Source organism: Thermogutta sp. (assembly GCF_014359955.1).
Classification (GTDB): domain Bacteria; phylum Planctomycetota; class Planctomycetia; order Pirellulales; family Thermoguttaceae; genus Thermogutta.
This window is the reverse complement of sequence record NZ_JACIYL010000051.1, coordinates 1-11,313: the sequence shown is the minus strand read 5'-3', so window position 1 is coordinate 11,313 and position 11,313 is coordinate 1. Positions and strand designations below refer to the sequence as shown.

Here is an 11,313-nt window from a genome sequence, read left to right as displayed (position 1 = left end):
GGTCCGCCGATTAACGTTGGATTATCCATTCCCTTTTGCACGGGCACGACAGGCGTGCCCCTCCGACCTTTTCCGGAGGGACGTGCTTGTCGGGTCCGCCTTCCGGAGGGACCCGCTTGTCGGGTCCGCAGCGCAACGTTCGATGATCAATTGCGTTTCCCCGGGCACGACAAGCGTGCCCCTCCGATCTTTTCCGGAGGGACCCGCTTGTCGGGTCCGATGAACACCGATGGATGCCCCATCCCTCCTCACCGGGCACGATGAGCGTGCCGCTCCGAAGCTGTTCCGCCATCGGCTGGAATGACGGCCAACTTAAATGATGCCGTGGAGGGGCTGGCCCGGGGCGGCCAGCGATTCCACCCGCCGCACGATCTCCGGATCTTCCACAAGGGGCGGCGGATGCTCCGGCTTGGCGCGGGCATCAATGACCAACGAGCCGTGACACCCCCAGTGCTTCTTGTGGATGAATTCCTCGATCCCGTGAATATCGCCCGCCGGATCACTCCGGGTGAACGTCGTCCACAGAAAATTGTCGAGAGTCCGCGCGGTGAACTCGCTGTCATCCACCACAACAATGAGCGGAAAGAGATTGATCGCATCCTGCCGCGTGTAGGAAGCGCAGAACTTTTTGATGTTCTCGTCTTCCCCCTGTTCATTGCGGGAAAACGGCGGGCCCTGGACCACGAGAATGCCCGGCAGCATCACCCGCGGATCAGAAAACCCCAGATTTTCCGGAATCCGAATCCGGGAATCGAGGGCGACGGGCAGCGTTCTCCGGGGTTTGCCCACTGCTGCAATCACGACTTTGGAACCCTGATTGAGCGCGCCCCCTGTGTAATCGAGCGTGTCTGCCGTGGTGCACGTTTGAAAGTGGACATCCCGCCGCCAGTCGACGCGCTCCAGAATGTGTCGCAGAAAATCATCGACCTCATAGACGCTCAACTCAGGATTGTCCTCGCCAGCCGCGATGAACAGGTATTTGGCGAGAGAGAGTTGTCCATGACCGAGGAGCGCGTTGGCCAGCGTCAGAAGCTCCTGAGGGCGTTTGCGCTCGTCGTACGGGGTGTAGCGTTCGCTGCCGATGGCAAGGAGGAGCGGATGCACGCCTGCGGCATCCACCGCGTGCACCGCACGGATGCCGGGAATCGTTTTCGGGATCACCGGTCCGACGAGCTCGTGAATGAGCTTGCCGAACATGGAGTCTTCCTGGGGCGGTCGCCCCACTACCGTGAACGGCCAGATCGGCTGCGGGCGATGATAGACATGCTCCACCCGCATCACGGGAAAATCGTGCGCCAGGCTGTAATAACCGAGGTGATCTCCGAACGGACCTTCGGGCAAGAGCTTCTTGGGTTCAATGTATCCCGTGAGGACGAAATCGGCCTCGGCGTAGATGGGCAGGCCTTCCGGCTGCTTGATCATGGGAATCCGATGTCCCCCTAAAACCCCGGCGAAGAACAGCTCGCTCATTCCCTCAGGAAGTGGCATGACGGCGGCCACCGTCATCGCTGGAGCACCCCCCACAAACACATTGACCCGCAGCTTTTGCTTCATCTCGATGGCCTTCGCGTGGTGGACGCCAATCCCGCGATGGATCTGGTAGTGGAGACCCACTTCGCAGTCGGGATCATACTTCCCACCGGTGATTTGGACGCGGTACATTCCCAGGTTGGAATGGGCAAAGCCGGGCCGGGCAGGGTCCTCCGTATACACCAGGGGAAGCGTGATGTACGCGCCGCCATCGTTGGGCCACGAGCGGAGCTTGGGAAGCTGCCGGAGGCTGATTTCATGGGCGATGGCGGGACCGCGGCGAACGAGTTTCGGCCAGGCCCGCCAGCCCCACCACGGGAGTTTCATGAGAAGTCGGGGGCGCCGCAGCCAGTCGGCCGGGTCGATGCCCAGCGAAATGAGCTTGGCGAGATGATCCAGAGTATCACGAAAAATATAGCGGATGCGCTCCATCGTCCCGAACAGGTTGCTCACCATGGGGAAGCGGCATCCGCGAACCGAAGCGAAATAGAGAGCGGGACCGCCCGCCTTGAAGACCCGCCGTTGAATGGCCGCCATTTCCAGGTCCGGATCCACCGGCACGTCGATCCGAATCATCTGACCGGTGGCCAGGAGGTCATTCACGCACTGGCGGAGTGTTCGGTAGCCCATGCTGTCTCCTTATGTGACTGAGTTAGTCCCTGCCGGAATCCACGTCGCCTCACCGATCGCCGTCGACGACCATCCTCACTTGGTATCAAACCGGGCGACCTTTGCGGGGTCGCTGAAGCATCCGCTGCCGCATCCGTTTCACAAGATGGGCATAGCGCGTCGCAGGCCGACGAACGATGCGTTTTGTTTTCCTCGGCAACCCTTTGTCGCTGGTCATGTTTATACCCTCCCTTTTGTCATGGAAACGACGTCAGTACGGGACCGGCACCGGACAGGAAGCCCGCGATGAAGCCTTTCCTGCACGGAAAACCAAGCCCCGTGGCTTTCCATCATGGGAAAATGCGCGTCCCGTGTTCCCCAATTCTACATACGGTGTGCCAAAAAGGCAGCGGTTTGACGTGCTTGTTGTGCCCGGTGACAGGAAATCGATGATCGAACGCTGAACGACGGACCCGACAAGCGGGTCCCTCCGGAAAAGGTCGGAGGGGCACGCTCGTCGTGCCCGGTCAGGAGAGATGGGGCATCAATCGGTGTTCATCGGACCTGACAAGCAGGTCCCTCCGGAAGGCGGACGTGACAAGCACGTCCCTCCGGAGGCACGCATGTCGTGGGGTAGGGGCCATTCATGAATTGCCCCTACCGGTCCCAGGGCCGGGGTGGGATCCGCGTTTATTGGAGGAACGCCCTCCACGGCGTCCCAGCGGGGAACGTATTCCATCGCATATCATTGGCCGGGGTGGAACCGGGCCCTCCCATCGCCTGCGCGTCCCATTTCTTTCCCAGCGAATCCCTCGCCGCGGATCGCGCTCCCTTGTTACTCGCAGACAACAACCGGGATTAGCCGAGCAAATTCACGAGGTAGCGGCGTCACGGGCGGGGTGATCGACCTAAAAGGCCCGCAAAAAAACCCCGCCGCTCGCAACCGTGGGCGAAACGACGGGGCCGGAACAGAGAAGAGGCCGAATAAATCAATTCCCGTAAAACTTCCAACGTAGGTGCGCGTCCATCCGCCAACAACCCAATTTCTATCTTACCAACCCGGTGCCGGTTGTCCACAGAGTTTTTGCAAAGCGAGGCGACTGTCAAGGGTGATCCATAATGTGGGGCGTATAAATCCACCCAAGAGTATTATGACCCCCAAGCCGCGCACCCCAATGGGGACGGGAGAGATCGAAGAAGCTGTTCGCAGTATTCAAAGCCCTCGCGCCGCAGGACGTCATCACGGGATGACCGAGCGAGCGCATCAGGGGAACAAACCAGGCAGAAAGCCGTAATGCCCAACTCCCTGCGATCCCGCAGCGGAGAGTTCATCTGTCCGGGCTGTCGGAACTCTGTCGGGCGCGATCGGCCGTTGAACACGCCGGGAATCAGCCGTTCATGCGTACCATTCGCGCTCGCGCTGATTGCCCACTTTGTAGTAGGCGTCCTTGAACATGGCAACGTCTTCCGCCACCTGGAAGTCGAACATCCCCACGATGACGAAATCCGCACCGTTGCGGAGCGCGAAGGGGAATCCCATCCGCGGGTGGATAGCGCCGGCGGCCAGTACCTTGAAGGCAATCCACGGCTTTTTGACGGTCTTGAAGAACTCGGCCGTCTTTTTCCAGTCCAGGCACCACATGTTGTCATGGTAACTGCCGGCCTCGTGGCCCTGCGGCAGATACCAGCACCATTCCTGGCGATTTTCCGGCGTGGTGGCCGACCAGTATTGATCGTGATGGAAAGTCTTCACGTAAAAGTCGGCGCCCACGTTCTGGGCTTCGCACTGCATGGGGGTTTCCAGGGAGTGGCTTCCGATTCCCGCGGGGACCCCGGCCTGCTTGATAAGCTCGATCGTCTTGGCGAGGATATCCAGCCGACCAGCCATCGTTTGTCGGTCGGTGGCTTCCCCGTGCGTATAGAGAAAAGTGGCGCCTTTGCTCAAAAGATCTTCGATCTGGCTCTTCACCTTGCCCGCGTCCGCATCGGGGTGAATGCAAACGAGGGCCTGCATCTTGCCCCCGCGCTCGGTGAGATAGCGGTGGAAAACGTTGATGCAGGCAGGATCGAGCTGGACCGTGTTGATGCCGTGCGATTCGCACAGGGCGAGTGTCTCAAAGACCTTTTCGTCGGTGTTATACGCCTTGAACAACCGGGAGACATAGAGGAGATCCCGGCTGTGGGCCCAGCCGCCGATCAGGTTCCCCCCGATGATCATGCGGCTGATCTTCAGCTTGCCGATCTGACCGTAAGGCATGGGCCGATCATCCGCCGGAGCTTGCGACTTCTGAGGAGCTCCCTCCTGGAGGGCCGCCAGAAGGATTCGTTCTTCCAAACTCAGCGCCGCCGCCGCGCCTGCCGTCCCCAGGACCGTTCGGGCCAGAAATTCTCGCCGGTCGTTTTTGTCGGCCATGGTTGATCTCCTTCTTTTGAGATCACGTTCACTCACACCTCGTGAACGCGTTATTGAAAAATCGTTGTACTCACGCGGCAGAGATAATGATCACGCGCCAGGCGGGAATCTGTGGTGATATCACCGCGCGGCCGCTCCCTTCACGCCTGCCACCATAGCGAGCCAACTGCATTTTTATCTGTCGAAATTGATCTGTCAAGTCATTTCGCGCAATTCAACGGAAGAACAATCCCCACTTACTGCGCTGGGTTTCTACGGTCGCGGAGCTGCCAGCGCCTTCCGCTGGAAATACCATGCCCAGCCGCATCGTTCATATCGCCGATCGCGAGATTTCTCCAACAGGGCCAGGGTCACTTCCCAAAGCGCCGCCCGCAGCGCCGACTCCTGGCCTGGTCCCTCCTGTTGCATCTTTTGCAGCAACTCATCCCGCTGTTGGAGCAGCTTTTCCACTTCGGCCCGTTCCTCCGGCGTCAGGTCCCGGAATTGTACCACCCGGCGGTTGATATCGCCCAGAATCAGGTCGGGGAGATGGTCTCCGTTGATATCGGCCGCGATGGGGCAGGGACTCCAGCCGGGGCACGGCCGCCATAATTCTCCTCGTCCGTTGCCGCGATGAGGGATCGGCAAAACGCTCTCTTCCGCAATGGCGGTGACCAGAGTGAGCGGAAAGTCCCATACCGGCTTTTCTTCTGTGCCCACGTTCCGCACCCAGACAACGCTGCCGGATCGCGAACCCACGACGAGGTCCATGCGGCCGTCGCGGTCCCAATCAGCAAACGCCGGGGCCGCCGCCCCTTCAAGCTGGAGTTCCCACCGGCCAATCTGCAGCGCCGCTGGGGCCGTCCAAACGGGTTTTTCGATCGACCCCTGCTGGAAGACAAGGAAGACGTTTCCCGCTTGATCTCCTGCCACGAGTGTCCAGGTGAGCTCTTTGGACAGGTGGCCCAACTGGGCCGAGAACAGGTAGGGGATGCGAAGCGCTTCCCCCTTTTCGTTGACCAACTTCTCCGCTGCTCCAAAAGTGCCATCTGGCCGGCCTCGAATGAGGGCGAGTTCTCCCGTGCTCGTTCCCACCAGAAAATCGGGACGACGATCCTGATCGAAATCCAGAACCTGGAAGACCGTCACTTCGCTGCCGGAGAGCGTATTCCACGGGCAGTTGGGTGCCCCCATTTTCCAGCTTATCAGGGGGCTGGGCCCCAGTTTACCGCCGTCGAAGCTCCAGACCTGGCATTCGCCGGTTCCTCGGGCACTGAGAATCAACTCGGGTCGGCCATCACCCTGCCAGTCGAAAAGTCCTGGCACTATACCCGTCCCATCGTAAAAAACAGGCCCCTGCGCCGTCCGCAATTGAACCGGTTCGGCAAGCTCCGGGGCATAGTCCCAGGCGATCTCGGGCAGTGCCACCGTGCCCGTGTGCACGGCGTGGGCCAGTTCGCTCAGGATGGGCAGGGCTTCTGCGGGAATCGTGAGGGAGGCTCCCGAACCGAGGCGAATTTCCGCGGGCAGTTGCTTGATCTCCCAAAGGGACGCGGCAATGAGGATGGCCGTCACGTAGTCGCCGAGACTCGTGGCGCGATCGGAGGTCAAATCGTTCATCCACGGTGCAGAACCCCCGCGTTTTTGAAGCATACTCAACGCTGCAAACCCGGAGAGCGGACGGAGCGCCGGGAAATCCCCCGCCCGCGTGAGGACGCTGACGCGCTCGGCCTCCAGGGCCGCGTTGATGCGGGGCATGGGCGAGAGCACCCACAACACATGCGGAGCCAGACTGCTGAGGACGTGAAGATTGTCGGCCAGCACGCCGGCCTTCCGCTGGACAAGAAGTCGCGCCGCCGGATCGTAAACCACCACCGCTTCAAACCGATAGCCCGACTGCTCACCTCCCTGATCGGACGAGGCGAGCCCGGCGAGAAGCTCTTCAAGGGGCCGACCTTTGGCAGGGATTTCACGCACTTCCAGTGCCACGCCATTGACAGCCCCCATCGCCTGAAGCGCGTAGCGGACGGTTCCCGCACTCCAGTCAGGATCTCCCAGCAGGGCCAGGCGGAATGGCGGCTCCGCCGCAGCCGAGACCCGCGATGGGCCGTCCTCCGCGGCGTCTCCCCGGAGATGAGCCACCCCGAGGATGAAAATGATCAGCGATAGAAAACCCAGAATCGACTTTCTCACGCGGACATTCACACACAAAATGACGAGGGACTTCGGCTACAATCACGCAGCCAACCGCCCTGGGCTGAGGTGCCCTCACGGCTGGTTCCACTGCTCGATTTGCTTCTGCAGAGCCTGACGATCGAAATTATTGGGCATCGGTTCGTCGAGATTTTCCAAAAGTTCGTCGATCGTCGGCGTTTTGGTTTTCAATCCCTCGGGCGGGATCTCAATATGTGCCGTCCAGGCAATCGCGTTGAGGACCACGGTCCGGTACTGATCGTGAGCCCAGTTCCAGTGAAAGTGCCCGCCGGTAAATCCAAATCCCCGTCCACCGTCTGGCCGTTCATAGGCCCAGGCAACGTGTTCGGGCATGCCCTTTCTCGCCCGAACGGCCGGATTCCCGCTATGCGGACCGTCGGGTCCCATTCGGGTGCGGTCCGGTGGAATCGCCGTGAGAATCGGCGTCACGCCTTTCATATCGTCCACAAAACGCATGTGGTAATACCATTCGTCGTTGATGCTAAAAGGCTTAACCCCGCGAGTGATGGGATGATCCGGAAGCTCCTTAAATTCCGCCACCCAGGTCGGATTGACCGACCAGAACGTTTCGTAATAACCCCCGACCCAGGACTTCATCTTTTCTCGACTTTCAGGCGAGGCCACCTCCAGGGCATAGTGCAAGACCACCAGACCCGCCCCCTCTTTGATGGCCGCGTCAAGCTCCGCCAGATGCTGCGCGATGATGTTCCGTCCCCCACCGTCAGCAAAGATCACAATCGTGCTGGCACCGGACAGAGCATCCTTCTTTTCCGGCCAGCCGTTCGTGTACACGACCGTCTCAATGGCAGGCAGGGCCTCCTTGAGCTTTTTGGCCAAAAGCAGGCAGCCCGCATTGTGCTCGTGGCTGCCGAAGCCATGGCTGGGTCGGCCGGCAATGAACACCACCCGCTTGCCGACCGCGGAGGTCTCCCCAAGACAGGCGGATGTTCCCCAGACGAAGACAATTCCCGCCAAGACGGTGGCCACGCAGCCAAATGGCGTCTTTGTCAGTCGTTGACGCATGGCGATTCCTCCTTTCGCAGGAAAAATGGACTGCTTCCAAAAGTTTCTTTTTCTTTTAAACTCGGTGGCTCAGGACAAACCACGAGCCCGCGGAAGTTCCGCCGAAACACTTCACGACGGGGGCGCAGGCAAACCGCTTCTATTTTAATTGCGGATGGCACGGTGTGCGGCAGAAAGCGGACAGGCCAGCGCTCGGGAGTGACAGTCGGGCCAGGGCAGGCAACCCCATCAGTGTACGTCACCGGACGGCAGCGTTCCACCGGCACGTCAAAGGCAGCGCTGACAAGCAGCTCCCCGCGCGATCGCTGGAGGGGCACGCTTGTCGTGCCCGCGGAAAGCGGGAAATGCGTTATCCAATGTTGGGCAGACGGACCTGACGAGCAGGTCCCTCCGAAAAAGGATTCGGAGGGGCACGCTTGTCGTGCCCGGTGTGAGCTTCCAAGCTCGGGGCAACCTCCCCTGACTTGTTTGAGGAAATAAAATCCGCTAAAACTTTGGCAGCCAACTTAAAGGCGAATTTTCATCGAAAAACGAAACTTTGGACGCAGGAGAAGGAGGTGGGTTATGTCTTATGAGGCGATTGTCTCGCAGAAACTCGCGATCGATGGGGGACCCCGGGCGGTGACCAACAAGTTGCCCGGCTGGCCTCAGTTCACCGAGGAAGCCATCCAGGCCGTGGAGAAGGTCCTCCGTTCAGGCCGTGTGAACTACTGGACTGGTCCGCTGGGCATGGAGTTTGAACGCCGTTTTGCCCAGTGGCAGGGGAGCCGGTTTGCCGTGGCTGTTTCCTCAGGCACAGCGGCCCTGCACGTGGCGCTCTCGGCCCTCGGAATCGGTCCCGGCGATGAAGTCATCGTGCCCAGCTACACGTTTATCGCCACAAGCTTCGCTGTTCTCCAAGCAGGGGCCATTCCTCGATTCGCCGACGTCAACATCGAGGACCACTGCATCAGTGTGGAATCGGCGGAAAAACTCGTCAACAAACGGACAAGGGCGATTATTCCTGTCCACCTTTATGGCAATGTCTGCGATATGGACAAAATTAATGCCTTCGCAAAGAAATATAACCTCTATGTCATTGAAGATAATGCGGAAGCCTACGGCGGTGAATACAAAGGCAGAAAGACGGGAACGCTCGGCCATATGGCGGCCTGCAGCTTCTGTCAGAACAAGACCTTTACCACGGGAGGAGAGGGCGGCATGGTAACCACCGACGATGAGGACCTCGCCTGGGAAGCCCGCAGTTTCCGCGATCACGGTTACGACGTCAAGGAACGTCTCAATCTCCTGGAACTGGAGCAAAAGCTCCCGTATATCCACACCCGACTGGGGTGGAACTATCGAATGACGGAAATGCAGTCTGCCATCGGGCTGGCCGAGCTCGATCGCATCGACACATGGAATTTGCCCCGCCGCCGCCGCAACGCCCATATTCTGATGGACGCCCTCATGCCCTTACCGCAAGTGAAATACGGCCCGATTGATACCGAGGAGCGCCGCAACGGTTTCTATGTGTGCGCCTTTTCGCTTGATATTGAGAATATGGGCTGCGATATTCAGCAATTTGTGCGCGCTGCAATTGCCGAAGGAGCGCCCGTATGGAAGGTCTTCTGGCCGCAATGTCATACGGAGCGGGCATACCGAGAGCACCGCGGTTTTGGCCGGACGGGGTTTCCTTTTACCTCCAGGGAATATACTGATCCAGAAAGTGTCGATTATTCCAAGGTAGAAGTTCCGAATGCCCGCTGGCACGAGACGCATACCTTTACCTGTTTCGCTTATCCGACCTATTCGGAAGAAGACATGCAACAGATCGCAGCGGCCCTGGTGAAGGTGATTAAGGCATACAGTTGATGGGGGAACAAAAGAAACGATCGAGTGTCGCAGGGAATTGAGTCGGGAATAGTCGCTTGGCAGTCTGGAGGGTGCGTGCAATGCCAGAGACGCTCGGGGTGGGCGTCATCGGTGCTGGCGGGATCGCTTTTCGCAGGACGATTCCCGCAATGCTGAAGGCCAAAAACGTCCGGGTCGTCGCGGTGATGGATCCGACGGACGTGGAAAAAGTTGCGGAGACTTTCCGCATCCGTCGATATTACTCAGAAATAGAGCCGCTCCTGGCAGACCCGGAAGTAGAGGCTGTTTATATTGCTTCTCCTGTGTATTGTCATCTAGAGCAGATAGAAGCGGCCGCGGAGGCGGGAAAGCATATTCTGTGCGAGAAACCTCTGGCGCGGAACGTTGAGGAAACAAAAAAGGCGGTGAATATTTGTCGCCGAAGGAAGGTGTTTCTCCAGGAAGGCTATATGATGAAATTCCACGGGGCGCATCAGATGATCAAAGGATTGATCGACGAAGGCCGACTGGGGAAACTCGTGTACATTCGGGCGCAGCTTTCCTGCTGGTATCCGCCGATTCCCGGTGCCTGGCGGCAGGATCCGCGGACCGGGGGCGGGGGTGCGCTCATCGATATGGCGACGCATCTTTTCAATCTCCTCGAGTTTTTCGCCGGACCAATTCGGCGGCTGGTGGCGCTGACCGGCAACCTGGTCCATGCGTACCGCTCGGAGGACGCCTCCACGATTCTCGCCGAGTTCAAGGCGGGAACGCACGCCACCATCGATTGCTTCTGGTGCATCCCGGATGAGGCCAGTCGCACAAGATTGGAGCTCTACGGTTCAGCAGGTGCCATTTATACGGAAGGCACCGTCGGGCAGAGTGTGGGCGGAAAGGCGGAGGGGATCTTTGGGCTCGGGTCGGCCGGCTACGACGCGGCACAGAGTAAGGATGTGGTCCGCAAGTTCCAGCCGCTTCCGTTCCAAAAGATCAATCCGTATCAGGCGGAATGGGAATATTTCGCACAGTGCGTTCTGGATGGCCGTGCCCCAGAAATCAACGGCCCCGCCGAGATCCTGAGAATGGCCAAACTTGTGGACGCAGCCTACACCTCAGCCAGGAAAAAGGCCTTTGTGAGCGTTTAATACCCCACATGCGAGTGGGCGATCGTTACCGGGCCGCACCAGCAGGGAAAATGTGCCGACTGACAAGGGGGATCAGATTTATAGCGTTTGCAACAGACGGGCTGGTGACGTGCCGATGGCCTTTCTCGTGGTCAGCACTGTCATGACGATCCAGCACGCAGCCACGGAACAGGCGATCGTCGAGACCATCGCAGGACGGAACTGAAAGGCCAGGCTCGCATAGCGTGACGCTTCAGGAATAAGGGCCGGTGCGACTACGTACTTTCCCAACAGGAAACTTGTAATAACGGCAACAATTGTTCCCAGGAACCAGATAATCAGTGACTCCGCAATAAACATCCACCTGAGGAAGCTCTCTGACATCCCAATGGCTTTGAGCAAACCGATTTGAGCCATCTTTGCGTCGGTGCGCAGGGTTTGCACTGCTGTAAGGACAAGCATTAATCCTGTAAAGATGAGCACAAGAAACGCCGTAACAAATCCTGCCTGAATTAAATTAGATCGGTTGAGCTGTTCTAATCTGTTGATTGTATCATTTGTATCGCGAACATAGAAACCGTTCTGTTC

The 11,313-nt window shown here is 59.0% G+C and carries 8 protein-coding genes; 2 read left to right on the top strand and 6 right to left on the bottom strand.

All coding sequences use genetic code 11. The features are described from left to right. Positions 1–312: 312 nt before the first annotated feature. From H5U08_RS03015 to H5U08_RS02995, 5 genes are all read right to left on the bottom strand, one after another. Complete coding sequence (locus tag H5U08_RS03015; RefSeq protein ID WP_297029952.1) at positions 313–2,160, bottom strand: UbiD family decarboxylase; 1,848 nt, start codon at positions 2,158–2,160, stop codon at positions 313–315. A gap of 85 nt (positions 2,161–2,245) precedes the next feature. After that, positions 2,246–2,377 carry a hypothetical protein gene (locus H5U08_RS03010; RefSeq protein WP_297029949.1) on the bottom strand — a complete coding sequence of 44 codons (132 nt, stop codon included), beginning with the start codon at positions 2,375–2,377 and terminating at the stop codon, positions 2,246–2,248. Between the two features lie 1,158 nt (positions 2,378–3,535). After that, positions 3,536–4,552: a hypothetical protein gene (locus tag H5U08_RS03005; protein WP_297029947.1), complete on the bottom strand. Its 1,017-nt coding sequence runs from the start codon at positions 4,550–4,552 to the stop codon at positions 3,536–3,538. Between the two features lie 252 nt (positions 4,553–4,804). After that, complete coding sequence (locus H5U08_RS03000) at positions 4,805–6,724, bottom strand: VCBS repeat-containing protein (RefSeq protein WP_297029945.1); 1,920 nt, start codon at positions 6,722–6,724, stop codon at positions 4,805–4,807. 75 nt (positions 6,725–6,799) lie between these two features. Further along, the gene (locus tag H5U08_RS02995) at positions 6,800–7,768 is read right to left on the bottom strand and encodes a ThuA domain-containing protein (protein WP_297029941.1); all 969 of its coding nucleotides are present in this window, start codon (positions 7,766–7,768) and stop codon (positions 6,800–6,802) included. A 564-nt stretch (positions 7,769–8,332) separates the two neighbouring features. On the opposite strand from H5U08_RS02995, the gene H5U08_RS02990 reads away from it, so the two are divergent. Together H5U08_RS02990 and H5U08_RS02985 are read left to right on the top strand one after the other, a co-directional pair. Beyond that, positions 8,333–9,622, top strand: a complete 1,290-nt coding sequence (locus H5U08_RS02990; protein ID WP_297029939.1) for a DegT/DnrJ/EryC1/StrS family aminotransferase — start codon at positions 8,333–8,335, stop codon at positions 9,620–9,622. An 80-nt stretch (positions 9,623–9,702) separates the two neighbouring features. Then, positions 9,703–10,746, top strand: coding sequence for a Gfo/Idh/MocA family oxidoreductase (locus H5U08_RS02985; protein WP_297029937.1), 1,044 nt, complete (start codon positions 9,703–9,705; stop codon positions 10,744–10,746). 78 nt (positions 10,747–10,824) lie between these two features. On the opposite strand, the gene H5U08_RS02980 is transcribed toward H5U08_RS02985, so the two are convergent. Then, on the bottom strand, positions 10,825–11,313 hold a 489-nt coding region (locus H5U08_RS02980), incomplete at its 5' end, for an ABC transporter permease (RefSeq protein WP_297029935.1).

Excerpts from the sequence above, each read along its gene's own strand:
- H5U08_RS03015 (WP_297029952.1), bottom strand. The coding sequence starts at position 2,160 with ATGGGCTACCGAACACTCCGCCAGTGCGTGAATGACCTCCTGGCCACC.
- H5U08_RS02995 (WP_297029941.1), bottom strand. The coding sequence starts at position 7,768 with ATGCGTCAACGACTGACAAAGACGCCATTTGGCTGCGTGGCCACCGTC.
- H5U08_RS03005 (WP_297029947.1), bottom strand. The coding sequence starts at position 4,552 with ATGGCCGACAAAAACGACCGGCGAGAATTTCTGGCCCGAACGGTCCTG.
- H5U08_RS02985 (WP_297029937.1), top strand. The coding sequence starts at position 9,703 with ATGCCAGAGACGCTCGGGGTGGGCGTCATCGGTGCTGGCGGGATCGCT.
- H5U08_RS03010 (WP_297029949.1), bottom strand. The coding sequence starts at position 2,377 with ATGACCAGCGACAAAGGGTTGCCGAGGAAAACAAAACGCATCGTTCGT.
- H5U08_RS02990 (WP_297029939.1), top strand. The coding sequence starts at position 8,333 with ATGTCTTATGAGGCGATTGTCTCGCAGAAACTCGCGATCGATGGGGGA.